Genomic DNA, 24,851 nt, shown 5'->3' with positions numbered 1-24,851 from the left:
CGTACCGTGCGGGGCCGGCCGCTCCACAGGCGCCGGCCACCCGCGGACGCCGACTCCTTGGGAGGCGCCGGCCACCCGCGGGTACCGGCTAGGGGGTGTCTTGTCGATCAGGCCGGATCGGCGAGACGCCCCCTAGTTCGCCGGCCGCCCGACCAGTTCGCGCAGGACGTCCTCCATGGTGACGAGGCCGGCCAGCCGGCCGTCGTCGTCCAGCACGGCCGCCAGGTGCGTACGGCTGCGCCGCATCGCCGTCAGGACGTCGTCCATCGGCGTGGCCGCCCGCACCCGGGCGATCGGCCGCATCGCCGACACCGGGAAGGGCAGGTCGCGCGGCGTCGCGTCCAGGGCGTCCTTGACGTGCAGGTAGCCGAGGATCCGGCGGGTGGAGTCGACCACGGGGAAGCGGGAGAACCCCGACTCGGCGGCCAGCGCCTCCAGCTCCTCGGGCGTGGTGCCGACCCGGGCGTACAGCACCCGCTCCACCGGCATCACCACGTCGCGCACCGGACGGCGCCCCAGCTCCAGGGCGTCGTGCAGCCGCTCGGCCGCCCGGTCGTCCAGGAGGCCGGCGTCACCGGCGTCCGTGACCAACCGGGCCAGCTCGTCGTCCGAGAAGGTCGCCGACACCTCGTCCTTCGTCTCCACCCGCATCAGCTTCAGCAGGGCGTTGGCGAACGCGTTGATCGTGAAGATCACCGGCTTCAGCGCCCGCGCCAGCGTCACCAGCGGCGGCCCGAGGAGCAGCGCGGTGCGCGTCGGCTCGGCCAGGGCGATGTTCTTCGGCACCATCTCGCCCAGCAGCATGTGCAGGTACGTGGCGAGCGACAGAGCGATCACGAACGAGATCGGGTGCACCAGTCCGTGCGGCACGCCGACGGCGTCGAACACCGGCTCCAGCAGGTGGGCGATGGCCGGCTCGGCGACCACGCCGAGCACCAGCGTGGACAGCGTGATGCCGAGCTGGGCCGCGGCGAGCAGCGCCGAGACGTGCTCCAGGCCCCAGATGACGCTGCGCGCCCGCCGGTTCCCGGCCTCCGCCTCCGGCTCGATCTGGCTGCGGCGCACGGAGATCATGGCGAACTCGGCGCCCACGAAGAAGGCGTTGACCAGCAGGGTCAGCAGACCGATCAGCAACTGGACAGCGGTCATCGGCCGGCCTCCCCGTCCTCGCGGGCCCCGCGTCGGCCGGCGCCCGTCACATGCCCGTCGCCGTCACCGTCGCCGTGCCGGTCGCGGAGGCGGTCAGCACCGATACGCCCGTCGTGGAACCGGTCAGCGCCGCCGTGCCGGTCACCGTCGCGGTGCCGGCCGCGGTCACGGTGGCGGTCGTCGCGGCGGTGCCCGTCGTCGCCGTCGTCGCCGTGACCGTCGCCGTCGTCGCCGGGACCGCCCAGCGGGGCGTGGAGCATCACCCGGGCGGCCCGGCGCCCGGAGGCGTCGACCACGTCGAGCAGCCAGCCGTCCACGGCGACGGTGTCGCCGACGGCCGGGATGCGGCCCAGCTCGGTCGCGACGAGCCCGGCGAGGGTCTCGTACGGACCGTCCGGCACGCGCAGGCCGATCCGCTCCAGCTGGTCGGTCCGGGCGGCGCCGTCCGCGGACCACACGACCCGCCCGTCGGCGTCCTCGCCGGCCTTGGCCAGGTCGGGGGTCTCGTGCGGGTCGTGCTCGTCGCGCACCTCGCCGACGACCTCCTCGACGATGTCCTCCAGGGTCACGACCCCGGCCGTACCGCCGTACTCGTCTATGACGACGGCCATCGTGGTCTTGCCGGACAGCCGGTCCAGCAGCCGGTCCACGGTCAGGGACTCCGGCACGAGCAGCGGCTCGCGGAGGATCTCCGTGACCGGCTTGCGGTACCGCTGCCCGGCCGGGACCGTCAGCACGTCCTTGATGTGCGCGATGCCGATGACCGAGTCCAGACCGCCGCGGTAGACGGGGAAGCGGGACAGGCCGGTCGCGCGGGTCGCGTTGGCCACGTCCTCCGCGGTGGCCTGCGCCTCCAGGGCGGTGACCTGGACGCGCGGGGTCATCACGTTCTCCGCGGTCAGCTCGGCCAGGTTCAGGGTGCGGACGAACAGCTCGGCGGTGTCCGGCTCCAGGGCGCCCTCGCGCGCGGAGTGGCGGGCCAGGGCGACCAGCTCCTGGGGGCTGCGCGCGGAGGCCAGCTCCTCGGCGGGTTCCAGGCCCAGCCGCCGCACGAGGCGGTTCGCCGTGTTGTTGAGGTGGGCGATCAGCGGCCGGAACGCGGCGGTGAAGACGCGCTGCGGCGTGGCCACCACCTTGGCGACGGCCAGGGGCGAGGAGATCGCCCAGTTCTTCGGCACCAGCTCGCCGACCACCATCAGGACGACCGTCGACAGCGCCGTGCCGATGACCAGCGCCACCGAGGAGGCGACGGACGCCGACAGGCCGATGTCCTGGAGCGGACCGCGGATGAGGCTGGCGATGGACGGCTCGGAGAGCATGCCGACCACCAGGTTGGTGACGGTGATGCCGAGCTGGGCGCCGGATAGCTGGAAGGTGAGGGACCGCACGGCCTTGAGGGCGCCGGCCGCGCCGCGCTCACCCCGTTCGACGGCGCGTTCGAGTTCCGAGCGCTCGACGGTCGTCAGCGAGAACTCGGCCGCGACGAACGCTCCGCACGCCAGGGAGAGCAGCAGCGCCACGAGGAGCAGGAGCACTTCTGTCATCGGTTCACCTCCGTTCCATGATCGGCCACGGAGGCTCGGGATGCGCGATCTCGGCTACGGCTACTACTGGGAGGCTCGCCCATGGGCGGACGCTCACACCTTTCGAACGGGAGGTATCTGGTCCGCCCATGGTAAAGGATCAGCAAAGCGATCAGTCGTGGAGGGGTTTGACCCACCGGCTCCACTCGGGCTGCCGGGCGTAGCCGGCGGCGTCCCAGGCGTGGTGTGCCGACTCGTTGCCGTCCAGGACCATGGCGTCGGCGCGCCGCCCGCCGAGGCGTGCGAACCGCTCCTCGGCGGCCGCGAGCAGCGCCGAGCCGACCCCCTCGCGCCGGTGGTCCGGGTGGACGGCGAGCCGGTACAGGTGGCAGCGCCATCCGTCGAAGCCCGCGATGACGGTCCCGACCGGCTCGCCGCCCCGCACCGCGAGGATCAGCGCCTCCGGATCGCGGGCGAGCAGTCCCTCCACGCCGCCCCGGTCGTCGCTGATGCTGGTGCCCTTGGCCGCGACCTTCCACAGGGCCAGCACGGTGTCGAGGTCGGCCGCCGACGCGGTCCGTATTCGAAGATCGTCCATGGCGGCATCATCGGACACCGGCGCGGGCGCCGGCACCGGAGTTTCCGCCCGGCTTCCCGCCGGACTTCCCGCCGGGACGGCGGCCCCGGACGGACGCCCTCCACCCTTGTCCGTGCTAGCGCCGCCGCGCTAGCGTGGTGGTGTGGCGAAGACTCAGCTCAACGTGCGCGTCGACGAGACCACCGCCGAGGCCGCCCGGCGCCGGGCCCAGGAGCGGGGCGTCAGCGTGAACCGGTACATCGAGGAACTCGTCCAGCAGGACGCGGGCGAGGCGGGCCGTGCCTTCGTGGAGGCCGCGGCCGACTTCATGCGGCGGTACGAAACCGTCTTCGCCGAGGAGTTCGGCGCACCGGACCCGAGCGGCTCCGGCGCGGGCCCGTCCGGCAGCCGGTGAACCCCGTGACGAAGGCGGGCGCGCCGCCCGTATGAACCTCTCGATCGACCTCGCCTGGCTCCTCATGGTCGCCGAGCAGCAGACCCCCGGCGATCCCCGCGTGACCGACTGGGGCGCCCTGGTCGCCGCCGTGAGCCGGCACGACGCGGAAATATTCGGCGTCCCCGTCTACAACGATCCGTACGCCCGGGCCGCCGCCCTGCTGCAACTGCTGCTGCACGTTCCCGCGCTGGAGCACTCCAACGCCATGTACGCCTCCGCCGTCGCGTACGGCTACCTCGTCGCCTCCGGGCTCGACGTGGCCGCGTCCCCGGAGCGGGTGAGGGACCTGGCCCGGCTGGTGAAGACGGGCCAGGCGGACGTGCGGGCCGTCGCCGCCGAGCTGCGTCGTTGGAGTCCTTGATTCCGTTTGTACCGGATCGCCGGAAGCGCCCCGTCCGTCCGGATGCGCCGGTACGTTGCGCCCCATGGCACCCACACGGAACACGCGTACGAAGCGGATAGCCGTCGCCGTCGCCGCTACGGCCACGGCGGCGGTCCTGAGCATCGGCGGAGCGCTCGCCGCCGCGGACACCGACGGCATCCCGAGCCAGGAGCCGACCGCGTCCCCCACCGCCCAGCCCGATCCGACGGTCCCGCCGGACGGCGGCAGCGGGAGCGCCACCGGCGGGGGCAGCACCGGCCCGGACACCGGTGGCACGGACACCGGCGGCTCCGGGTCCGGCGGCGGGGACCCCGATCCGACGGTCCCGCCGGACGGCGGCAGCGGGAGCGCCACCGGCGGGGGCAGCACCGGCCCGGACACCGGTGGCACGGACACCGGCGGCTCCGGCTCAGGGTCCGGCGGCGGGGACCCCGACCCGACATCCAGCCCCGTGCCCACGGACCCGTCCGACATCGCCGGGCTCGTCAAGCGCATCGACGAGCTGGACAAGAAGATCGACGAGCTGCCCACCAAGAAGGAACTGGCCGACGCGCTCCGCGCCGCCGCCGACGCACTCGACAAGCCGTAGCCCCCCGGACCGCGCGGGGGCGTCCGGCCGCCGGCGCCCCCGGCCGGACGCGTACCGGTCAGTGCACCGACAGCCCGCCGTCGACGAACAGCGCGTGCCCGGTGACGTACGCCGAGGCGGTGCTCGCCAGGAACACCGCCGCGCCCGCGAAGTCGTCCACCAGCCCGTTGCGCCCCACCATCGTCCGGGCGGCCAGCGCCGCGACCGTCTCCGGGTCGTCCTGGAGCCGTGCGTTGAGCGGCGTCAGCACGAAGCCGGGCACCAGCGTGTTGGCCGTGACGCCGTGCGCCGACCACGCCTCGGCCTGCGAGCGGGCCAGCGACTCCAGGCCGCCCTTCGACACCCCGTACGCCCCGCTCTGCACGAACGCCCGGTGCGCCTGCTGCGAGGTGACGTGGATGATCCGCCCGAAGCCGCGCCGCGCCATTCCCGGGCCGAAGCGCTCACCCAGCAGGAACGGGGCCTCCAGGTTCACCGCCATCGTCGCGTCCCAGACGTCCTCGCCCACCTCGCCCATCGGGGGCCGCAGGTTGATCCCGGCGCTGTTGACGAGGATGTCGGGCTCCCCGTACACCCCGGCCGCCGCCTCGGCGGCCGCCCGTACACCGGCACGGGTGGAGAGGTCCCCGCTCACCCACGCCGCCCGGCAGCCGTCGGCCACCAGCTCGTCGACCGTGGCCGCCAGCTCCGCCTCCCGGCGCGCGACGATCACGACACGCGCCCCGGCCCGTGCCAGAGCGCCCGCGACGGCCCGGCCGATGCCGGAACTTCCGCCCGTCACCAGCGCCACCCGGCCGTCGAGCGAGAACAGGTGCGAGAGGTACGTCTGCGAAGTCATGGCCGCACACTAGTGCGTGCTCCCCGCCCGCCCGGCCCGGCCGTGGAACGCTCAGTCCGCCCGCCGCGCGACCCCGAGCACGCACGGCGAGGTCGGTGCCCCGGGACCGGTCTCCGGGATCCTGATCCGCCGCCGGGTGACCACCTCGAAACCGGCCGCCGTGATCGCGGCCAGCGGGTCGCGCGCCGTGTGGCAGCCGCCGAACAGCAGGGGCCACACGGTGCGGTCCAGCGCCCGCTGGGCCGTCGCCATCACCCGCCCCTCGGCGAGCCCGTGCTCGAAGAAGCGCAGCTCACCGCCCGGCCGCAGCACACGCCGCAGCTCCGCCAGCGCCCGGGGCAGGTCCCGTACCGTGCACAGCACCAGCGACGCGACCGCCGCGTCGAAGGCCTCGCTCTTCACCGGCAGCGCCTCGGCCACGCCCGGCACCACGTCCACCGGCACCTCGGCGCGCATCCCCGCGGTCGCGGCAAGCTGCCGCAGCCGCCGCTCCGGTTCGATCGCGACGACCTCCGACACGGCGCGCGGGTAGTGCGCGAAGTTCAGTCCGTTGCCCGCGCCGACCTCGATGACCCGGCCGGAGAGCCCGGCCAGCAGCTCACGGCGGTACGCGGCGACCCCGCCCTTCGCGTCCATGGTGACGCTCATCCGGGCGTAGAACCGGGCGAACAGGGGATGGTGGACGGTGTCCCGCATCGCGGACCTCCGGGGAGAGGGGCCAGGACCAGACAACGTCAGTGTCCCCCCGTCAGCCGGACACGAAGCAGAACTCGTTGCCCTCGGGGTCCCGCAGCACCTGGAAGTCGCCCTGCGCGTCCGTCACGACGCCGCCGACCCGCGTGGCCCCCAGCCGCACCGCCGCCTCGGCCGCGGCCGCCACGTCGCCGCCCTCCAGGTCCAGATGGAGCCGGTTCTTGGCGGTCTTGCCCTCGGGCACGCGCTGGAAGGCGACCCGGACGAAGCCGGGAGGCTCCACGTACGACCAGCCCGGACTCCGGTCCACCGGCTCGCCGCCCAGCAGGGCGGCCCAGAACCGGACCAGCCCCGCCGGGTCGGCGCAGTCGAACACGATCTCGCTGACGACGGCACGCATGATCGTCACCCTATGGCGGCTGTGAACGCCTCCGCATCCCACGTACCGCCCAGTGCCGGTGCGAGCCACCCCGCCGCCCGGGTCCGGAAGACCTCGGCCGGCAGTGCCCCCGCGCCCGACGGCACCGCGCCGAGCAGCGGCGCGCCCGCCACCCGCGGCAGGTCCGTGACGTTGCAGCGCTCGGCGAGGCCCGGCTCGTCCGGCCAGCTGCCCACGACCACGCCCGCCTGCGCCAGCCCGCGCGCCCGCAGCGCCTCCGCGGTGAGCGTCACCATGTTGAGCGTGCCGAGCGCGGCGGGCGCGACCACCAGCACCGGGGCGGACAGCAGTGCGGCCGCGTCGGCGAGCGTGCCGCCCTCCTCGTCGTACCGCACCAGCAGCCCGCCCGCGCCCTCCACCAGCACCAGGTCGTGGTCCGCCGCCAGCTTCCGGGCGGCGTCGGCCACCTCGCCCGGCCCGACGGGGGCCATCCCGGCCCGCCGCGCGGCCGTGTCCGGGGCCAGCGGCTCGGGGAACCGCGCCAGTTCGACCGGTGTGACACCGTCCCCGGCGAGCCGCACCACCTCGTCGGCGTCGCCCCGCTCGCCCGGCCCGACCCCGGTCTGCGCCGGCTTCAGGACGGCCACCGACCGTCCCGCCGCCCGCGCCACCGCCGCCACCGCCGCCGTGACCACGGTCTTGCCGATCTCCGTGCCCGTGCCGCTGACCACCAGTACCGCCATCTCAACCCTCCCGCGCCGCCGCGACCACTCCACGGCAGATCCGTGCCACATCGTCATCACCGGTGATGTACGGCGGCATCACGTACACCAGGTCCCGGAACGGCCGCAGCCACACGCCCTCGCGCACCGCCGCCGCCGTCGCGGCCGCCATGTCCACCGGGTGGTCGAGCTGGACGACCCCGATGGCACCGAGCACCCGCACGTCGTGCACGCCCGGCAGCCCGGCGGCCGGGGCCAGGCCGTCGCGCAGCCCCGCCTCGATCCGCTTGACCTCCCGCTGCCAGTCCTGGCCGAGCAGCAGGTCGATCGAGGCGCACGCCACGGCCGTGGCCAGCGGGTTGCCCATGAACGTCGGCCCGTGCGCCAGCACCGGCACCTCGCCCCGCGAGATGCCGTCCGCCACGCGCGGGGTGCACAAGGTGGCCGCCAGCGACAGGTAGCCGCCGGTCAGCGCCTTGCCCAGGCACATGACGTCCGGCGCCACCGACGCGTGCTCGGCCGCGAACAGCGCGCCCGTGCGCCCGAAGCCGGTCGCGATCTCGTCGAACACCAGCAGGACGTCGTGCGCGTCGCACGCCTCCCGCAGCACCCGCAGGTACTCCGGGTCGTGGAACCGCATGCCGCCCGCTCCCTGCACCACCGGCTCGACGATCACCGCGGCCAGCTCGTCGGCGTGCCGCCCGATCGTCTCCCGCAGCTCCCGCGCGTACCACTCCTCGTACGCGACCGGCGGCGGGCCCACGAACACCTGCCGGGGCAGCGCCCCGGACCACAGCTCGTGCATGCCGCCCTCGGGGTCGCACACCGACATCGGCTGCCAGGTGTCGCCGTGGTAGCCGCCGCGCCAGGTCAGCAGCCGCCGCTTGGCGGGCCGGCCCACCGAGCGCCAGTACTGGAGGCACATCTTGACGGCCACCTCGACGGCCACCGAGCCGGAGTCGCTGAGGAAGACGTGCCGCAGCGGCTCCGGGGTGATCTCCACCAGCCGGGCCGCCAGCCGGACGGCGGGTTCGTGGGTGAGCCCGCCGAACATCACGTGGCTCATCCGGTCCAGCTGGCCGCGCGCCGCCTCGTTGAGCACCGGGTGGTTGTAGCCGTGGACGGCCGACCACCACGAGGACATGCCGTCGACCAGTTCGTCCCGCCCCTGCGCCGGCGCGGCGAGCCGCAGCCGCACCCCGGAGGCGGACTCCACGACGAGCGGGTCCGTACGGCCCGGCATGGGGCCGTACGGGTGCCACACATGGGCCCGGTCGAGGGCGATCAGCTCGGCGGCGCGGGACTCACGCATTGGGCGCGAGGTCGGTACCGGCACCCCGGCGGCGCACGGCGACCAGGTCGGTACGGGCCTGGTCCCCACGGACCGGCTCGGTCGTCGCGGCGGGGGCGGGCTCCTCCGAGGAGCACACCGACCCCGAGCCGCAGCCGCCGCCGGTGCCGCAGGAGGCGGCGTCCGAACGGTGCTCGGGCAGCGTGGTGGTGTCCGTGCCCTCCACCTCGAAGCCGGCGTCCGCGATCATCTCCAGGTCGGCCTTGCCGGCCTGCCCCTCACTGGTGAGGTAGTCGCCCAGGAAGATCGAGTTGGCCAGGTGCAGCGCCAGCGGCTGGAGGGTGCGCAGGTGCACCTCGCGCCCGCCGGCCAGCCGGACCTCCACGTCCGGGCAGACGAACCGGACCATCGCCAGGATGCGCAGCGCCCGCTGCGGAGTCAGGTTCCACTCCTTGGCGAGCGGGGTGCCCTCGAAGGGGATGAGGAAGTTCACCGGCACCGAGTCCGGGTCCAGCTCGCGCAGGGCGAAGACCACGTCGACCAGGTCCTCGTCGCTCTCGCCCATGCCCGCGATCAGGCCGGAGCAGGCGGACAGGCCGGCCGCGTGCGCCTTCTGCACCGTGTCGACCCGGTCCGCGTAGGTGTGGGTGGTCGTGATGTCCCCGTACGTCCCCTCGGACGTGTTGAGGTTGTGGTTGTACGCGTCGGCCCCAGCCGACCGCAGCCGCTCCGCCTGGCCGTCCGAGAGCAGCCCGAGGCACGCGCAGACCTCGACGCCCTCGTTCTCCTCCTTGATGGCCTCGATGGTCCTGCCCACGCGCTCGACGTCCCGGTCGGTCGGACCGCGGCCGCTGGCGACCAGGCAGACCCGCTTGGCGCCGCCCGCGACGCCCGCGGCGGCCGCCTTGGAGGCCTCCTCCGGCTTCAGCCAGGTGTACTTGAGGATCTCGGCCTTGGAGCCGAGCCGCTGCGAGCAGTACGAGCAGTCCTCGGGACACAGACCGGACTTGAGGTTGACCAGGTAATTGAGCTTCACCCGCCGTCCGAACCACTGACGGCGCACCTTCCCGGCAGCGGCCACCACATCCAGCAGGTCGTCGTCGGACGTCGCCAGCACGGCGAGCGCTTCTTCGCGGGTCGGCAGCTCGCGCCGAAGCCCCTTGTCCACCAGCGTGTTCAGCAGGTCCATGACGCTGATCCTGGCCTACGGCACGGCCCCTGGCCAAGGAGGAACTCCACAGGAGAGCCCGTTTCGAGTGTGTGTATAACCACACTCCGGGCGGACCCCACCACTATTAGGGTCTGTTCGCTGTCTACAAAAGGGAACCGGACATGTCCCAGGCTCCGCCCGACCGGCCGCTCGCCGCGCCCCCCGCCCCGGCCCTCGGCTCGCCCTTCGACTGGATCGACGCCGAGGCGCGCCGCCGCGCGGCCGCCGGCCTGGTCCGTACGCTCCGCCCGCGACCGGCCGTGCCCGAGCTGCTGGACCTGGCGAGCAACGACTACCTCGGCCTCACCCACCACCCGGACATCACCGCCGCGGCGGCCGGGGCCGCCCGCCGGTGGGGCGCGGGCGCCACCGGCTCGCGCCTGGTGACCGGCACCACCGAGCTCCACGCCGAGCTGGAGCGGGAGCTGGCCGCCTTCTGCGGGTTCGAGGCGGCCCTGGTGTTCTCCTCCGGGTACGCGGCCAACCTCGCCGCCCTGACCGCGCTGAGCGCGCGGGGCTCGCTGATCGTGTCGGACGCGGGGAACCACGCCTCGATCGTCGACGGCTGCCGGCTCTCCCGCGCCGAGACGGCCGTGGTGCCGCACGCCGACCCGGACGCGGTCGCCAAGACGCTCGGCGCGCACCCGGGGCGCCAGGCCCTCGCCGTCAGCGACTCCGTCTTCTCCGTCGACGGGGACGCGGCCCCGCTGACCGGGCTCGCGGCGGCGTGCCGGGCGCACGGCGCCGCGCTGGTGGTCGACGACGCGCACGGCCTCGGTGTGCTGGGCGAGGGCGGGCGCGGCGCGCTGCACGCGGCGGGGCTCGCGGGCGACCCGGACGTGGTCGCCACGCTCACCCTCTCCAAGTCGCTGGGCAGTCAGGGCGGCGCGGTCCTGGGCCCCGCCCGGGTGATCGAGCACCTGGTCAACGCCGCGCGGACGTTCATCTTCGACACGGGTCTCGCCCCGGCCGCCGCGGGGGCGGCGCTGGCGGGTCTGCGCCTGCTGCGCGGCGAGCCCGGCCTGGCAGGACGGGCGCGCGCGGTGGCGGCCACCCTGCACGCGCGGCTGACCGCGGCGGGCCTGACCGCGGTGCGGCCGGACGCCGCCGTCGTCTCCGTGCGCGCGCCGTCGCCGGAGCAGGCGGTGAAGTGGGCGGCCGACTGCCGGGCCGAGGGCCTGGCGGTGGGGTGCTTCCGGCCGCCGTCGGTGCCGGACGGCATCTCGCGCCTCCGGCTGACCGCCCGCGCCGACCTGACGGAGAGCCAGGTGGACCAGGCGGTCGCCACCATCCTCCGTACGTCCCCGGTAGCGGTCAGCTGACCTGCCGCAACGAGGAGACGAAGGAGGTCCAGGCCGCCGCGGAGAACCGCAGCGGCGGCCTGGCGGTGTCCTTCGAGTCGCGCACGGCGAGGCGTGCGGTGCCGAGGCGGGCGGCCTCGACGCAGTTGTTCATCCCGACGCTGCGGCTGCTGCGCCACCAGCGCGGGGCGTCGTGGTGTGCGGGGTGAGCGGACATGGGGGGTGCCTCTCGCTACGCGCCGTCACCGATCCCGGCGATGAGGTCCGATGTGTCCCCGGGCGACAGGGCGCGCGCCTGCATGGTGCGGAAGGCGGCGCCGTACGCCTCGAGGTCTTCCGTGCGTTCGAGATAGAGGCTACTCGTCAAGTGGTCAAGAGCAACCACGTCCAGATCAGAAATGTTCGGAAAGGAGAAGATAACGAAAGACCCGGAGAGGCCGACGTACTCCCCGAGGGCGAACGGAAGGACCTGGAGCCGCACATGGGGCAGCCGGGACCACTCCAGCAGCCGCCGCAACTGCTCCCTCATCACCTCCGGTCCGCCCACCTGCCGCCGCAGCACCGCCTCGTCGAGGACCGCCTCCAGCCGCAGCGGGGGATCGGCGCGCAGCACCTCCTGCCGCGCGATCCGCACCCGCACCAGTGAGTCGACCGTCTCCGCCGGCACCCCCTCCAGCGCCGCCCGCGTCACCGCACGGGCGTACGCCGCCGTCTGCAGCAGGCCCGGCACCACCGACGTCTCCAGGGTGCGGGCCCGGCACGCCTGTGCCTCCAGGCTGATGAAGTCCTGGTACGGAGGCGGCAGCACCCCCCGGTACGCGTGCCACCACCCCCCGCCGCCCCCGTCGGCGGCGCCCGCCAGCGCCTCGAGCAGCGCGCGCGAGCCCGGTTCGTGCACCCCGTAGGCGTCGAGCAGCCGCGCCACGTCCGCGCCGGTCACCCCGCTGGTGCCCGTCTCGATCCGGCTCACCTTCGACTGGTGCCAGCCGACCAGCCGTGCCGCGTCGCGGCTGGTGAGACCGGCGGCGAGGCGCAGGGTGCGCAACTCCTCGCCGAGCTTGCGCCGGCGCACCGCCGGACCGTGCCGCGTGCCTCGCATGACCGCCTCCCGCCGCCGTCGGGCCAACCCACCAGTCTGCCGTCGAAATCCGTTCTCCCGTCGCAGAGTTCACCGCTTCGGGCGACAGATATATGCATATCTTGGTGGATCGGCCGCATCAGGGGCGACATAGGTGGCAGTCTGGCGCGAAGCGCAATCCGAGGCCGTCCTCACGCGACATCCGGTATGTGTCGGAGTCCGGCCGCAGTGGGAAAGGGACGGCGTCGCCATGGCAGACCACCAGGAAGCATCCGTCACTCTGCCGAGCGATCCCGTCTCGGTATCCGCCGCCAGAAGATACGTGGCGGACGTCCTCGCGGAGTGGGGCCTCCCCGACGGGGCGGAGACGGCCGACACCGTCCGGCTCATCGTCTCGGAGCTGGCCACCAACGCCGTCCAGCACACCTTCGGCCAGTCGCCGACCTTCACGGTGGACGTGCGGCTCGAGCGCGACGAGCGGCTGCGCATCGGTGTCACGGACAGCCACCCGCGCTGGCCGCAGCGGCTGCCCGCCGCCGTGCAGCAGGACAACGGCCGCGGCATGGTCATCATCCGCTGGCTCGCGGCGGAGTGCGGCGGCCGGCTCTCGGTCACCCCCACCGAAGAGGGCGGCAAGACGGTCTGGATCGCCCTCCCGTGGACCGTCCCGGTCCAGACCTGACCGGGCGGGCCCGGGCGCGCCGCGGCGACCCGGTGCGGGGGCTCTCGCCGGACGGCCCCGCGAGGGCCCCCGCACCGCCGCTCATGCCCGGAGGATCAGCGGACGCGCCCGTACCAGACGGACTTCGACCAGATCTTGTCCAGCTTCACCACCGACCCCGACTTCGGTGAGTGCCAGATCTTGTTGTTACCCGCGTAGATGCCCACGTGGTAGACGTTGCTCCCCCGGTGGAAGAACACGAGGTCGCCCTTCTGCCGGCCGGAGGCCGAGATGTGGCGCGTCTTGTTGTACTGCTGCTGTGCCGTGCGCGGCAGCGACTTGCCGGCCTTCTTGTACGAGTACAGCGTGAGCCCCGAGCAGTCGAACCGGGACGGGCCCGCTGCTCCGTACTTGTACGGTGCGCCCTTCTTGGACGCGGCGATGTTCAGCGCCTTGGTGGCGTGGGCCGGGGCGGCCTGCGCCTCGGACACCCCGCCGGGCGCCAGCATCGGGCCGCCGACGGCGGCGAGGGCGAGTGCCGAGACGGCACCGGCCCGGGACAGCAGAGACGGGACATGAATCTGCGCGTTCATTGCGCAACCCTTCGTCAGCCGCCTGTGAAGGATGACCTGTCGGGTTCGGGCTGGCGAAGTTGCCCGGCCGCTGGCGCGGCTTCACCCCAAGGGCGACCGATGGGACGTACATCGTTCGGTCACCCGTACTGCTCGGGTCCTCCACTCCTGCCGATCCACTCCTGTCGACCAGTCATCCGGACGGCGGCAGGACTCGGCGTCCGCCCGGACCGCCCCGCCGCGGTGGCGGGGGCTTGTCGTCGTCAGGGATCTTGACCCATGTCGGGGTGAAATTCCGAGTCGAAACGGCCTTATGTGAGGCTCCTCACGACTGATCCATTCGGGTGGACAGGGTGGATTTGGCGCCCGGCGGCGTGACATCGACGATCCCCGTACCAGCAGCGGAAGCTGATATTCCGCCAGATGTGTACGCACGGTGCGCAACTCGCGTCACACGAAATTCGTCCGGATGCGTACGCTGAACGGGGGAGCGCTTCTCGTACTCCTGAGCCCATTCGGGGGAGGGCTACGTCGGTCCCGCGTCTTGATTCTGAGGCACCGTCACGCGTCCCGCGCGCCGCTCGCCGTCAAGGACCCGGAGCGCCCGCGCCAGCGTATGGGTGTGCACATCGGTCTCGCCGCGCTCGTGCATCGAGGTCAGGGCGTCGCGGAGCGCCGTCGCGCGCCCCACGAGGGCCTGCGCCGCCCGCAGGGCGCCGTAGGTGTGGGTGGCGCGCGCCGGGTTCGCCCGGGCCAGGAGGTCGACGGCTTCGAGCCAGCTGTCGACGAACGCGCTTTCGGCCCGGGTCAGCGCGGGGAGCCTCGGGTCCTCGGGTGCGGGCACCGGTCACCTCGTGCGGCGGGCGACGATGTGGTCGACCAGGCCGTAGGCCACGGCGCCGGCCGCGTCGAGGACGGTGTCGCGCTCCAGGTCCGCGTCGACCCGCTCCCGGCTCCGTCCGGTGTGCGCCGCCAGGGCCGCTGCGAGCTGGTCGCGCTGCCTCAGCAACTCGCGGGCCCGGATGTCCAGATCGCTCGGCTGCCCCCGCAGAGGCTCCTCGACGGCGGGCTGCCGGACGAGGACCCGCGCTCCGGGCAGGGCCATCCGCTTGCCGGGTGTCCCGGCGGCGAGCAGGACCGCGGCGGTCGACGCGGCCTGGTCGATGCAGGTGGTCGCCACGTCGCACCCGATGAGCCGCATCGTGTCGTACACGGCCGACATGGCGCTCACGGGGCCGCCGGGGGAGTTGATGTAGAGCGAGATGTCCTGGTCGGGCGCGGCGTGCTCCAGGTGCAGGAACTGGGCGACGACGTCGTTGGCGGCGGTGTCGTCCAGGGGTGTGCCCAGCAGCACGATCCGTTCCTCCAGCAGTTTGGAGTACGGGTCGACCGTGCGGCTCCCGGTGCTGGTGCGCTCGGTGAACTCCGGCAGGACGTGACGTGCGGCGCGGCTCATGACCGGCCTCCTCGGTCTCTGTAAAAAATGTACAGGACGTACAGGTCGTTATGATGGGAGCATGGCCTACGAGATTCCGGTGACGCAAGCCCGGGCAGAGCTCGCCGATCTGATCAACCGCGTCGTCTACGGCGGCGAACGGGTGGTCGTGACCCGCCACGGCAAGCCGCTCGTGGCGCTGGTGTCGGCCTCCGACCTGGAACGACTCGAAGCGGGACAGGCGGCCGACGAGGAGGTGGTCCGTTCCGTGTCCACCGTCCACGACGTCCCGTCCTCCGCTCCGGGCGAACAGGGCCGCTTCGGGATCGCCGCCGAGCACCGCCCGGGCGGCCCCCGACGGCCCGGTCATTGAGGCGGGTCGGCCACCGACCCGGCCCGGCTGCTGCCCCGGACGGGGGCGGGCCCCGGAAAACGCCGCGGGGGGAGCCGTGACGGCTCCCCCCGCGGCGGCCGGTCGGCGCTCGACCGGTCGGATGCCGGTCAGTACAGCGACCGGTAGTTCTGCCAGCCCGTGGCGATGGTCAGGGTGGCCCCGAACGAACCCTTGCCGTCGCCCTTGTTGCGCAGCAGCTTGCCGTTGGCGTCGCGCGACAGCAGGTCGGGCACCCCGTCGCCGCTGATGTCGCCCACCCCGATGATCTCGATGCGCCCGGCACCCCAGTCCTCGAACAGCAGCTGCCGGGGCTTGAACGTGCCCTGGCCCGTGCCGCCGTAGCGCCACAGCTCCCCTGAGGCGTCGCGGGCCAGCAGGTCGCCGTGCCCGTCGCCGTCGACGTCCCCCGCACCGATCAGGCGGTAGCCCGTCCAGCCGGTGCCGACGCGGACCGCCGCGTCCAGGCCGCCGGAGGCGTTGGACGCGTACAGGAACAGGTAGCCGGTCGTGGTCTGCCGGGCCAGCAGGTCCGGGCGGCCGTCACCGGTCAGGTCCCCGGGCGCGGCGAAGTCGTCGAACCCGTTCCAGCCCGTACCGATCTGCACGTGCGGAGCGGCCGCGGAGGACGGGGCGAAGTCACCCGCGCACTTCCCGCCGCTGCGCCACAGCCTGCCGTCCGTGCTCCGCAGCAGCATGTCGTCGCAGCCGTCGCCGTCGATGTCGCCGAACGGGATGAACCGGGTGGCCGGGTCCCACGGCGAGCTGGACCAGTCGCCGCCGGTGGCGCCGATGCGGTGGGCGGCGAACTTGCCGCCCGTGGTCATGGAGTAGTACTCGCCGAGGCCGTCACCGTTGGCGTCCCGGTGGGCGGAACGGCCGCCGAGCACCTGCGCCGTGCCGCGGCCGACGACCTTGGGGCCGGTACCGTCACCCGCGTCGGTGCTCAGCTCCCACTGGTGCGGACGGCTCACGGCGGGCCGGCCGTCGGCGCCCAGGCCGTCCCAGGTGGCGCGGATGGCGGCGCCGTCGCGGTCGGTGCCGGAGATCTCCCGCACGGTGTTGCCGTACGCGTCACGGAACGTCAGCTTCCAGGACGCCGCCGGGCGGCTCAGCCGCCACAGGCCCGTCCACGCGCCGCCGGCCGCCCGCAGGTCGACCGAGGCGGACGTGTGCGTGCCGAGGACCGCCAGCGGCGAGCGCGGCACGGTCACCGGCGTGATCCGGATGCGGCGCTCCTCGTCGACGTACGCGACGTGTCCGCCGAACTTGTCGACCGCGAACGAGCGGATGGACGGCCGCTCCGCGAGCACCGACTCCACCGCCGGCTTGCCGGCACCCTCGTGGAAGTCCCACAGACGGAGCTGGGACGGCTCGCCGTCCGTCCCCAGCTGCCCCACCAGGAACCCGTCGCCCAGCTGCGCCGCCCGCGGGATCGCCCCGGGGACCGCGCGCTTCTCCGCGGTGTCCCACACACCCGCGCGGCCCTCGGTGAAGCACTCCCAGTACAGCCAGCGGCCGACCGCCTGGAGCTCGTTCGGCACGCAGTCCGAGCCGATGGCGATGTCCGCCGACTCCGTCCGCCGGCGCAGGTCGTAGGTGTTGACCGTGCCGGTCGTGCTCCCCGGCTTCCACAGCGTGTCGCCCCAGATCGCGGCCGATCGCGCGGTCAGGGCGTGGTGGTTCTGCTCCCCGCCGGTCTCCTCCGGCGCGAACGACCCGACGAGCAGCCGTGACCCCCCGGACTCCCGGACGGCGATGTACGGCCCGGAGGCGTTCACCACGTTCTCCACGGGGGAGTAGCCGGTGACGTAGATCTGCGTGGCGGGCACCTTGCCGCCGTTGGCCTCGTGGTACGCGAGCGGGGTGTCCAGCGGTGTGCGGTAGCCGACGCGCCCGTCCCCGAGGGGCCACAGGCGCGAGTCGAACTCGGCGCACGAGTAGTCGCTCCCGGCGCCCTCGCACGGGTAGTCCATGTAGAAGTCGCCCTGCACCAGCCGCCGGGGGCCGGGCACCGGGCTGCCGGTGGCCGGCAGGTCGTACTCGTACAGGCCCCGGTTCGTCCCGGTGTCCGCCCAGCCCACCACCGTGAGCCTGCCGCCCCCCAGGGCGATCATGTCCGGGCTTCCCGTGCCGCCGGACGTTCCCAGCGTGATGACGGTCTCGCCCCCGTCAGCCGCGGCCGCGGACGGTGCCGGGACGAGCGCGCCCACCGTCAGCGCGGCGACGGCGACCCCGACGGCTCTCGCCCGGCGCCGCCTTCCGTGATCAGTCATGTCATGCCCCCCTCGTTCGTGTGATCGTCCGCATCCTAAGGTTCCTCGATCGAGGCCCCGGAAGGCCGCGGCGGCCCCGGCGTCCGGTACGGCACCCCGGCTCCGTATACGACCCGGGACGCACGGCGCGACCGAACGCCGCGCGAGCCGCTGTCCATGGCCGGGCAAAGAGGCAGTTAACCTCCCGGAAAAACTTCTGCCCGAGTTGGAAATATCTCTGCGCCACACTCGTTCCCGCAGGTCAACAGAGTGTTGAAGCCGGATAGGGTCCCGCTGCGCCCGGGACCGCGCCGGCCGCGAGACTGTGAGGTGAAACGTGCAACTGACCCCGCACGAACAGGAACGACTGCTCATCCATGTCGCCGCCGACGTGGCCGAGAAGCGCAGGGCACGCGGCGTGCGGCTCAACCACCCCGAAGCCGTCGCCCTGATCACCGCCCACATCCTGGAGGGCGCCCGCGACGGCCGTACCGTCGCCGAACTCATGGCCTCCGGCCGCAAGGTGCTCGGCCGCGACGACGTCATGGAGGGCATCCCCGAGATGATCCACGACGTCCAGGTCGAGGCCACCTTCCCGGACGGCACCAAACTCGTCACCGTCCACGACCCGATCGTCTGACGGGGGAAGGCACCGATGATCCCCGGCGAGATCCTGTACGCGGACACGCCCGTCCCCCTCAACGAGGGACGCGCCGTCACCCGCCTCACCGTCCTCAACACCGCCGACCGGCCCGTCCAGGTCGGCTCCCACTACCACTTCGCCGAGACCAACCCCGGCCTCGACTTCGACCGCGCGGCCGCGCACGGCCTGCGGCTCAACATCGCCGCCGGTACCGCCGTGCGCTTCGAGCCCGGCATCCCCGTCGACGTCGAACTCGTCCCGCTCGCCGGAGCGCGCGTCGTCCCCGGTCTGCGCGGACGGACCGGAGGTCCCCTCGATGGCTGAACTGACCCGGCCCGTCTACGCCGACCTCTTCGGTCCCACCACCGGTGACCGCATCCGCCTCGCCGACACCGACCTGCTCGTCGAGATCGAGGAGGACCGCTCCGGCGGACCCGGGCGCTCCGGCGACGAGGCGGTGTTCGGCGGCGGCAAGGTGATCCGCGAGTCCATGGGCCAGTCCCGCGCCACCCGCGCCGAGGGCGCCCCGGACACCGTCGTCACCGGCGCCGTCATCATCGACCACTGGGGCGTCGTCAAGGCCGACATCGGCATCCGCGACGGCCGGATCACCGGTATCGGCAAGGCCGGCAACCCGGACACCATGGACGGCGTCCACCCGGACCTCGTCATCGGGCCCGAGACCGAGATCATCGCCGGCAACGGCAAGATCGTCACCGCGGGTGCCGTCGACGCGCACATCCACTTCATCTCGCCGACCGTCGTCGAGCAGGCACTCACCTCCGGCATCACCACCCTCGTCGGCGGCGGCACCGGACCCGCCGAAGGCACCAAGGCCACCACCGTCACCCCCGGCCCCTGGCACCTCGCCCGGATGTTCCAGGCGCTGGAGACCTACCCCGTCAACATCGGCCTGCTGGGCAAGGGCAACACCGTCTCGGCCCAAGCCATGCACTCCCAACTGCGCGGCGGCGCAGTGGGATTCAAGATCCACGAGGACTGGGGGGCCACCCCCGCGGCCATCGACGCCTGCCTGCGCGTCTGCGAGCAGACCGGTGCGCAGCTCGCCATCCACACCGACACCCTCAACGAGGCCGGGTTCGTCGGCGACACCCTGGCGGCCGTCGCCGGCCGCACCATCCACGCGTACCACACCGAGGGCGCGGGAGGCGGTCACGCCCCCGACATCATCACCGTCGTCTCCGAGCCGTACGTGCTGCCCAGCTCCACCAACCCCACCCGCCCGCACACCGTCAACACCCTCGACGAGCACCTCGACATGCTCATGGTGTGCCACCACCTCAACCCGGCCGTCCCCGAGGACCTCGCCTTCGCCGAGTCCCGCATCCGCCCCTCCACGATCGCGGCCGAGGACATCCTGCACGACCTGGGCGCCATCTCGATCATCTCCTCCGACTCCCAGGCCATGGGACGCGTCGGCGAGGTGATCCTGCGGACCTGGCAGACCGCGCACGTGATGAAGAAGCGCAGGGGACCGCTGCCGGGCGACGGCCGCGCCGACAACCACCGCGCACGCCGCTACGTCGCCAAGTACACGATCAACCCGGCCGTCGCCCAGGGGCTCGACCGGGAGATCGGCTCCGTCGAGACCGGCAAGCTCGCCGACCTCGTCCTGTGGGACCCGGCCTTCTTCGGGGTCAAGCCGCAGACCGTGATCAAGGGCGGCCAGATCGCGTACGCGCAGATGGGCGACGCCAACGCCTCCATCCCCACCCCCCAGCCCGTCATGCCCCGGCCCATGTTCGGCGCGCTCGGCGGCGCGGCGGCGGCCGGCTCGTTCAACTTCGTCACCGCGTCCGCCCTCGACGACGGCCTGCCCGAACGGCTCGGCCTGGCCAAGGAGTTCCGGCCCATCACCAGCACGCGCGGCGTCACCAAGGCCGACATGCGGGAGAACGACGCCCTGCCGCGCGTCGAGGTGGACGCCGACACCTTCACGGTGACCATCGACGGCGACCCGGTCGACCCGGCCCCCGCCACCGAACTGCCCATGGCCCAGCGCTACTTCCTCTTCTAGTGGGGACGAGATGACCCGTGCCGCACTCCTCGTCCTCGCCGACGGCCGGTTCCCCGCCGGCGGCCACGCCCACTCCGGCGGGGCCGAACCGGCCGTCAAGGCGGGGCGCATCCGCGACACCCGCGACCTGGAGGCCTTCTGTCGCGGCCGCCTCCACACCAGCGGGCTCACCTCCGCCGCCCTCGCCGCGGCCGCCGCACTGGGCCTCGACCCCGCCGCGCTCGACGAGGCCGCCGACGCCCGCACCCCGTCCCCCGCGCTGCGCGCCACCGCCCGCAGGCTCGGCCGCCAGATGCTGCGCGCCGCCCGCGCCACCTGGCCGGGCCCCGAACTCGACGCGCTCGCAACGGCGTTCCCACGCGGCGCCCACCAGCCCGTCGTCCTCGGGCTGGCCGCCCGCTCGGCGGGCCTCGGCCCGCGGGACGCCGCGCACTGCGTCGCGTACGAGGCGGTCAGCGGCCCCGCCACGGCCGCCGTCCGCCTGCTGAGCCTCGACCCCTTCCAGGCCACCGCCGTCCTCGCCCGCCTCGCGCCCGACATGGACCTGGTGGCCGAACGGGCGGCCGAACAAGCGGCGCGTGCCGCCCACGCGGGCACCGACGCGCTGCCCGCCGCGTCCGCGCCGCTGCTCGACATCACCGCCGAACAGCACGCGGCCTGGCCCGTACGCCTCTTCGCCTCGTGACGAGGACCCGCCCCGCGAGGACGCCCGCCCCTGGGCCGGATCCGCCCCGTGAAAGCCCGCGCCTCTGAAGGCGCCCGCTCCCGGCGGCGACCCCGCTCGGCGGCGGCTCCGCCCGGTGGGGGCCGCCCCGCTGCCCGGCGGCGACCCCGCCCCGTCAACGCGCCCCCATTGCCCCGTGGCGGCCTCACCGCCGGGAATGGCCCCGCTCCGTGCGAGGAACAACCCGCCCCCGAAGAAGAAGACAAGGACCACACCACCATGCACCTCGACCACCCCGGCCACAGCCACCACGGCTCCGCCGTCGGCGCCGACGCCCACCGCCCGGACGGCACCCGCCGCGCCCTGCGCATCGGCCTCGGCGGGCCGGTCGGCTCCGGCAAGACCGCCACCGTCGCCGCCCTCTGCCGGGAGCTGCGCGACCAGCTCTCCCTGGCGGTCGTCACCAACGACATCTACACCCGGGAGGACGCCGAGTTCCTGCTGCGCAACGCGGTCCTCCCGCCCGAGCGCATCCAGGCCGTGGAGACCGGCGCCTGCCCGCACACCGCCATCCGGGACGACATCTCCGCCAACCTCGAAGCCGTCGAGGACCTTGAGGACGCCGTCGGGCCGCTCGACCTCATCCTGGTCGAGTCCGGCGGCGACAACCTCACCGCCACCTTCTCCAAAGGCCTCGTCGACGCCCAGATCTTCGTGATCGACGTCGCGGGCGGCGACGACATCCCCCGCAAGGGCGGTCCCGGCGTCACCACCGCCGACCTGCTCGTGATCAACAAGACCGACCTCGCCCCGTACGTCGGCTCCGACCTGGAGCGGATGGCCCGTGACGCCCGGGAGCAGCGCGGCGACCTGCCCGTCGCCTTCACCTCGCTCACCGGCGAGGACGGCGTCGCACCGGTCGCCGCATGGGTGCGCGAGCAGCTGGCCGCCTGGACCGCCGCGGCATGAGCGTCCACGCCACCGCCCGGATCGTCGCCACCCCCGCCGGGCTGCCCGTGCTGGAGAGCGACGGACCGCTGGCCCTGCGCCGCACCCGTGCGACCGGCCCCCGCGCACGGGTCACCGTGGTCGGCGCGATGACCGCGCCGCTCGGCGGTGACCGGCTGGCCGTCGAGGCGGACGTACGGGACGGGGCGCGGCTCACCGTCGACGCGGCGGCCGCCACGGTCGCCCTGCCGGGCCGGGACGCCGGCCACGCCCGTTACGACGTGCGCCTGACCGTGGGCGAGGACGCGGAGCTGTGCTGGCTGCCGGAACAGCTGGTCTCCGCCCGCGGTTCGGACCTTCGGATGCGGACGGTGGTCGACCTGGCCGCCACCGCCCGGCTGGTGCTGCGCGAGGAGCAGGTCCTCGGCCGGCACGGCGAGGAGCCCGGCACCCTCGCCACCCGCCTGACCGTCCGGCGTGCCGGACGCCCGCTGCTGGACCAGGAACTCGCCTATGGTCCGGGGGCGCCCGGCGGCTGGGACGGGGGAGCGGTCCTGGCGGGGAACCGGGCCGTCGGCCAGCTCCTCGTGGTGGATCCGGCCTACGACGGGAAGGCCGCGGAGCCCCGGCTCATCGGGGACTGCGCGGCCCTCGCACCGTTGGCCGGCCCCGCCGTCCTGGTGACCGCGGTCGCCCCGGACGCGCTGCGGCTGCGGCGCGTCCTGGACGAGGCGCGGGCGATCCTGTGACGACGGGGGCGGATCCCGACGGACGTCCCGTCAGCCGCCGACGTACCAGGTGAAGCCGCCGGACGACGCCGCGACGGCCACCAGGATGGCGAAGACGACGAGGTCGACGACGCCGAGGGCTATCGCGGCCTTCGCCATGCCCGTGCCGCCCCGGCCGGCCTTGGCCTGCTTCAGGGCGACCGCACCGAAGATGATGGCGAGCGGCCCGAGGATGATGTTGAAGAACAGTACGCCGACGATGCCGCAGACGAGCCCGGCGATGGCGAGACCGTTCGTACGGGACTGCGCCTGCCCGTGCGCACTGCTGGTGCCGTAACCGGCCATGACAACTCTCCCTGCTCCGGGTGGACTTGTGAAGGTCCGTGTTGCCCGTCGTGCCGGTCCCATGCCCGCCGCGTGAGAACTTCGTGCCGGTCCTCGCACCGGTCCCCGCGCCCCGCGCGTCAGGGCGCCTGGGCGATGGGGGCCGTACGGGGCTCGGCGATCGCCACGTAGTCCGCCGTCCGCAGGGCCAGCGACCGGTCCAGCCGTGCCGCGTTGAAGAACAGCTCGTCCTCCTCCAGGAGCGCCGGGTCGACGACCAGTTCCAGTTCCGGGTCGAAGGAGAACGGCAGGATGGTGCCGCTGACGCTGCCCGCCAGCCGCTCCGCCACCTCGGGCGTGGCGAAACCGGCGTACACGCCGCCCAGCAGCGCCTTCACGGCGCCCAGGTCGACCCGCCGGTCGCCCGGCACCACGGCCAGGACGTACCGCTTGGTCTTCTTGCCGGTCTTGACCATCACGACGATGCACTTGGCGGACTGCTCCGGCCGGTTGCCGCGCAGCGCGTTGACCGCCTCCGTCGCGCCCTCCGGCTCGTGCTCGATGATCCGGTGGACGGCCCCCCGCTCCTCGAGCAGGCCGATCAGCTTGTCGTACGTCCCGTGGTCGTCCACCGGTGTCCCCTCCGCCGCGAGTGCTTCGCCGTGCGGGCCGACGATACCCGGCGGCCGGCGCGCGGCGCCGCGCGGAGCCGGCGATGGGTCAGCGGCGGAAGCGGGGGAACTTGCGCTGCTGGGCGGCCTGTTCGGCCTCCTTCACGTTGGCCGCGTAGTCGTCCACGTACTCCTGGCCGGACAGCGCGAGGATCCGGTACATGATCTCGTCGGTGACGGCCCGCAGCACCGTCCGGTCGTTCTCCATCCCCGCGTACCGGGAGAAGTCCAGCGGCTCGCCGAAGCGGATCCGCACCCGTTTGATCTTCGGTACGACCTGACCGGGGGGCTGGATCTCGAACGTCCCGACCATCGCGCACGGGATCACCGGCACGCCCGCCCTCAGCGCCATGACCGCGACCCCGACCTTCCCCTTGTAGAGCCGCCCGTCGTGCGAGCGGGTGCCCTCCGGGTAGATCCCCAGCAGCTCGTCCCTGGCCAGCACCCCCAGCCCCTCGCGGATCGCCGCCTGACCGGCCTCCTTGCCGGAGCGGTCCACCGGGATCTGCCCGGCGCTGCGGAAGAACGCGGCGGTGAGCCGGCCCTTGACGCCGGGACCCGTGAAGTACTCCTGCTTCGCCAGGAAGGTGATGCGCCGCTTGAGCACCACGGGCATCAGGAAGTGGTCGGAGAAGGACAGGTGGTTGCCCGCGACGATCGCCGCGCCGTCCTCCGGGATGTGCTCCAGCCCCTCGGTCCTCGGCCGGAACAACAGCCGCAGCACCGGCCCGAGGAAAACGTATTTGAGCAGGTAGTAGAACACTTGCTGGCTCCCTACTGCACCGGATCGGCTCGGATCGGTTCGGCTCTGTGCGTTTTACCAGGCCGCCAACCAGCTGGAGGGGGATCAGTGTAGGTGCGCGTGTCGTGACCGGGAACCAGGCGCGTGACGGCGGCCGGGATGCGGGCACAAGAGGTGCATGACCGTACCCAAGAACAGTGTCCTGGTCCTCGACAGCGCGGAGCCCGAGGACCTGGCGGACTTCTACGCCGGGCTCCTCGGCGCCCGGACCCGCCGCGGAACCGATCCCGACTTCATCGAGGTGGTGGGTCACGACGGCGTGTGCGTGGCCGTGCGCCGCGACCACGGCTACGCGCCGCCGAGCTGGCCCCGCCCGGACGACTCGCAACAGGCCCACCTGCACATCCTGGTGGCCGAGGAGGACATGGACGAGGCGGAACGCGAGGCGGTGAGCCTCGGCGCCCGGCCCGTGGAGACCAGGGACAACTCCGGCCCCAGGGACGTGCGGACGTACGCCGATCCGGCGGGCCACTCCTTCACCCTGGTCGCCAGGGAGGGCCGGTCGGCGACCTAGGGAGTGTCCGCAAAGT

31 protein-coding genes and 1 riboswitch are annotated in these 24,851 nt (G+C 73.5%); of the genes, 13 read left to right on the top strand and 18 right to left on the bottom strand.

Annotation, left to right across the window (positions count from 1 at the left end):
• Positions 1-132: 132 nt before the first annotated feature.
• The 3 genes from A4V12_RS22890 to A4V12_RS22880 form a co-directional block, all read right to left on the bottom strand.
• The gene (locus A4V12_RS22890; protein WP_064071303.1) at positions 133-1,149 is read right to left on the bottom strand and encodes a hemolysin family protein; all 1,017 of its coding nucleotides are present in this window, start codon (positions 1,147-1,149) and stop codon (positions 133-135) included.
• A complete protein-coding gene (locus A4V12_RS22885; protein ID WP_079137271.1) occupies positions 1,146-2,693 on the bottom strand; it encodes a hemolysin family protein in 1,548 nt (515 codons plus the stop codon). Before A4V12_RS22885 ends, A4V12_RS22890 begins: the two co-directional genes overlap by 4 nt.
• A 151-nt stretch (positions 2,694-2,844) precedes the next feature.
• Positions 2,845-3,270, bottom strand: coding sequence for a GNAT family N-acetyltransferase (locus A4V12_RS22880; RefSeq protein ID WP_064071302.1), 426 nt, complete (start codon positions 3,268-3,270; stop codon positions 2,845-2,847).
• A gap of 142 nt (positions 3,271-3,412) precedes the next feature.
• Between A4V12_RS22880 and A4V12_RS22875 the strand changes: the two genes are divergently transcribed.
• The 3 genes from A4V12_RS22875 to A4V12_RS22865 all read left to right on the top strand — a co-directional run bounded on the left by A4V12_RS22875 (position 3,413) and on the right by A4V12_RS22865 (position 4,677).
• Entirely contained in the window at positions 3,413-3,664 is a 252-nt protein-coding gene (locus A4V12_RS22875) for a toxin-antitoxin system HicB family antitoxin (RefSeq protein WP_064071301.1), read from the top strand.
• A 31-nt stretch (positions 3,665-3,695) separates the two neighbouring features.
• On the top strand, positions 3,696-4,067 hold the full coding sequence (locus A4V12_RS22870) for a hypothetical protein (protein WP_064071300.1): 372 nt from the start codon (positions 3,696-3,698) through the stop codon (positions 4,065-4,067).
• Positions 4,068-4,131: 64 nt separating this feature from the next.
• Positions 4,132-4,677 carry a hypothetical protein gene (locus A4V12_RS22865; RefSeq protein ID WP_064071299.1) on the top strand — a complete coding sequence of 182 codons (546 nt, stop codon included), beginning with the start codon at positions 4,132-4,134 and terminating at the stop codon, positions 4,675-4,677.
• 58 nt (positions 4,678-4,735) lie between these two features.
• Here A4V12_RS22865 and A4V12_RS22860 read toward each other — a convergent pair whose 3' ends face one another.
• Genes A4V12_RS22860 through bioB form a run of 6 tightly spaced genes read right to left on the bottom strand, consistent with a single transcriptional unit; the run spans position 4,736 to position 9,789 of the window.
• Positions 4,736-5,515 carry an SDR family NAD(P)-dependent oxidoreductase gene (locus A4V12_RS22860; RefSeq protein WP_064071298.1) on the bottom strand — a complete coding sequence of 260 codons (780 nt, stop codon included), beginning with the start codon at positions 5,513-5,515 and terminating at the stop codon, positions 4,736-4,738.
• A gap of 51 nt (positions 5,516-5,566) precedes the next feature.
• Positions 5,567-6,211, bottom strand: coding sequence for a class I SAM-dependent methyltransferase (locus A4V12_RS22855; protein ID WP_064071297.1), 645 nt, complete (start codon positions 6,209-6,211; stop codon positions 5,567-5,569).
• A gap of 52 nt (positions 6,212-6,263) precedes the next feature.
• Positions 6,264-6,608, bottom strand: a complete 345-nt coding sequence (locus tag A4V12_RS22850; RefSeq protein WP_064071320.1) for a VOC family protein — start codon at positions 6,606-6,608, stop codon at positions 6,264-6,266.
• A 5-nt stretch (positions 6,609-6,613) separates the two neighbouring features.
• Entirely contained in the window at positions 6,614-7,330 is a 717-nt protein-coding gene (gene bioD, locus A4V12_RS22845; protein ID WP_064071296.1) for a dethiobiotin synthase, read from the bottom strand.
• Position 7,331: 1 nt separating this feature from the next.
• Complete coding sequence (locus tag A4V12_RS22840; protein ID WP_064071295.1) at positions 7,332-8,621, bottom strand: adenosylmethionine--8-amino-7-oxononanoate transaminase; 1,290 nt, start codon at positions 8,619-8,621, stop codon at positions 7,332-7,334.
• Positions 8,614-9,789, bottom strand: a complete 1,176-nt coding sequence (gene bioB / locus A4V12_RS22835; protein ID WP_064071294.1) for a biotin synthase BioB — start codon at positions 9,787-9,789, stop codon at positions 8,614-8,616. The genes A4V12_RS22840 and bioB overlap by 8 nt, the downstream gene beginning before the upstream one ends.
• Positions 9,790-9,932: 143 nt before the next feature.
• On the opposite strand from bioB, the gene A4V12_RS22830 reads away from it, so the two are divergent.
• Positions 9,933-11,132: an 8-amino-7-oxononanoate synthase gene (locus A4V12_RS22830; protein WP_064071293.1), complete on the top strand. Its 1,200-nt coding sequence runs from the start codon at positions 9,933-9,935 to the stop codon at positions 11,130-11,132.
• Here the strand turns inward: A4V12_RS22830 and A4V12_RS22825 are convergent.
• Both A4V12_RS22825 and A4V12_RS22820 read right to left on the bottom strand, forming a co-directional pair.
• Positions 11,125-11,328: a DUF397 domain-containing protein gene (locus A4V12_RS22825; RefSeq protein WP_064071292.1), complete on the bottom strand. Its 204-nt coding sequence runs from the start codon at positions 11,326-11,328 to the stop codon at positions 11,125-11,127. The genes A4V12_RS22830 and A4V12_RS22825 overlap by 8 nt on opposite strands.
• A 15-nt stretch (positions 11,329-11,343) precedes the next feature.
• Positions 11,344-12,210 (bottom strand): helix-turn-helix domain-containing protein, encoded by an 867-nt coding sequence (locus A4V12_RS22820; RefSeq protein ID WP_064071291.1) that lies wholly within the window; start codon positions 12,208-12,210, stop codon positions 11,344-11,346.
• 229 nt (positions 12,211-12,439) lie between these two features.
• Between A4V12_RS22820 and A4V12_RS22815 the strand changes: the two genes are divergently transcribed.
• Positions 12,440-12,871, top strand: a complete 432-nt coding sequence (locus A4V12_RS22815; RefSeq protein WP_064071290.1) for an ATP-binding protein — start codon at positions 12,440-12,442, stop codon at positions 12,869-12,871.
• Positions 12,872-12,966: 95 nt separating this feature from the next.
• On the opposite strand, the gene A4V12_RS22810 is transcribed toward A4V12_RS22815, so the two are convergent.
• The 3 genes from A4V12_RS22810 to A4V12_RS22800 form a co-directional block, all read right to left on the bottom strand.
• Complete coding sequence (locus A4V12_RS22810) at positions 12,967-13,443, bottom strand: C40 family peptidase (RefSeq protein WP_064071289.1); 477 nt, start codon at positions 13,441-13,443, stop codon at positions 12,967-12,969.
• Between the two features lie 4 nt (positions 13,444-13,447).
• A riboswitch (cyclic di-AMP (ydaO/yuaA leader) is annotated at positions 13,448-13,620 on the bottom strand.
• Between the two features lie 328 nt (positions 13,621-13,948).
• Positions 13,949-14,266, bottom strand: a complete 318-nt coding sequence (locus A4V12_RS22805) for a hypothetical protein (protein WP_064071288.1) — start codon at positions 14,264-14,266, stop codon at positions 13,949-13,951.
• Between the two features lie 3 nt (positions 14,267-14,269).
• A complete protein-coding gene (locus tag A4V12_RS22800; protein WP_064071287.1) occupies positions 14,270-14,878 on the bottom strand; it encodes an ATP-dependent Clp protease proteolytic subunit in 609 nt (202 codons plus the stop codon).
• A 61-nt stretch (positions 14,879-14,939) separates the two neighbouring features.
• Here A4V12_RS22800 and A4V12_RS22795 point away from each other — a divergent pair, with 61 nt between their 5' ends.
• Positions 14,940-15,230, top strand: coding sequence for a type II toxin-antitoxin system Phd/YefM family antitoxin (locus A4V12_RS22795; protein ID WP_064071286.1), 291 nt, complete (start codon positions 14,940-14,942; stop codon positions 15,228-15,230).
• Between the two features lie 128 nt (positions 15,231-15,358).
• Here the strand turns inward: A4V12_RS22795 and A4V12_RS22790 are convergent, their stop codons facing one another.
• Positions 15,359-17,524 (bottom strand): FG-GAP-like repeat-containing protein, encoded by a 2,166-nt coding sequence (locus A4V12_RS22790; protein WP_064071285.1) that lies wholly within the window; start codon positions 17,522-17,524, stop codon positions 15,359-15,361.
• 316 nt (positions 17,525-17,840) lie between these two features.
• Between A4V12_RS22790 and A4V12_RS22785 the strand changes: the two genes are divergently transcribed.
• From A4V12_RS22785 to A4V12_RS22760, 6 genes are all read left to right on the top strand, one after another.
• Complete coding sequence (locus tag A4V12_RS22785; RefSeq protein ID WP_064071284.1) at positions 17,841-18,143, top strand: urease subunit gamma; 303 nt, start codon at positions 17,841-17,843, stop codon at positions 18,141-18,143.
• Positions 18,144-18,158: 15 nt separating this feature from the next.
• Entirely contained in the window at positions 18,159-18,470 is a 312-nt protein-coding gene (locus tag A4V12_RS22780; protein ID WP_064071283.1) for an urease subunit beta, read from the top strand.
• The gene (locus tag A4V12_RS22775) at positions 18,463-20,184 is read left to right on the top strand and encodes an urease subunit alpha (RefSeq protein WP_064071282.1); all 1,722 of its coding nucleotides are present in this window, start codon (positions 18,463-18,465) and stop codon (positions 20,182-20,184) included. The genes A4V12_RS22780 and A4V12_RS22775 overlap by 8 nt, the downstream gene beginning before the upstream one ends.
• 10 nt (positions 20,185-20,194) lie before the next feature.
• Positions 20,195-20,869: an urease accessory protein UreF gene (locus A4V12_RS22770; protein WP_064071281.1), complete on the top strand. Its 675-nt coding sequence runs from the start codon at positions 20,195-20,197 to the stop codon at positions 20,867-20,869.
• 258 nt (positions 20,870-21,127) lie between these two features.
• Positions 21,128-21,817: an urease accessory protein UreG gene (gene ureG / locus A4V12_RS22765; RefSeq protein WP_064071280.1), complete on the top strand. Its 690-nt coding sequence runs from the start codon at positions 21,128-21,130 to the stop codon at positions 21,815-21,817.
• Positions 21,814-22,545, top strand: a complete 732-nt coding sequence (locus A4V12_RS22760; protein WP_064071279.1) for an urease accessory protein UreD — start codon at positions 21,814-21,816, stop codon at positions 22,543-22,545. Before ureG ends, A4V12_RS22760 begins: the two co-directional genes overlap by 4 nt.
• Before the next feature lie 30 nt (positions 22,546-22,575).
• On the opposite strand, the gene A4V12_RS22755 is transcribed toward A4V12_RS22760, so the two are convergent.
• From A4V12_RS22755 to A4V12_RS22745, 3 genes are all read right to left on the bottom strand, one after another.
• Complete coding sequence (locus tag A4V12_RS22755; protein ID WP_064071278.1) at positions 22,576-22,869, bottom strand: DUF4190 domain-containing protein; 294 nt, start codon at positions 22,867-22,869, stop codon at positions 22,576-22,578.
• A gap of 119 nt (positions 22,870-22,988) precedes the next feature.
• Positions 22,989-23,480 carry a YbaK/EbsC family protein gene (locus A4V12_RS22750; RefSeq protein ID WP_064071277.1) on the bottom strand — a complete coding sequence of 164 codons (492 nt, stop codon included), beginning with the start codon at positions 23,478-23,480 and terminating at the stop codon, positions 22,989-22,991.
• Between the two features lie 88 nt (positions 23,481-23,568).
• A complete protein-coding gene (locus A4V12_RS22745; protein WP_064071276.1) occupies positions 23,569-24,282 on the bottom strand; it encodes a lysophospholipid acyltransferase family protein in 714 nt (237 codons plus the stop codon).
• A gap of 157 nt (positions 24,283-24,439) precedes the next feature.
• Here A4V12_RS22745 and A4V12_RS22740 point away from each other — a divergent pair, with 157 nt between their 5' ends.
• Entirely contained in the window at positions 24,440-24,835 is a 396-nt protein-coding gene (locus A4V12_RS22740; RefSeq protein WP_064071275.1) for a VOC family protein, read from the top strand.
• Positions 24,836-24,851 lie beyond the last annotated feature (16 nt).

The organism is Streptomyces noursei (genome assembly GCF_001646665.1).
Taxonomy (GTDB): Bacteria; Actinomycetota; Actinomycetes; order Streptomycetales; family Streptomycetaceae; genus Streptomyces; species Streptomyces lavendulocolor.
This window is presented reverse-complemented; position numbering and strand designations above follow the sequence as displayed.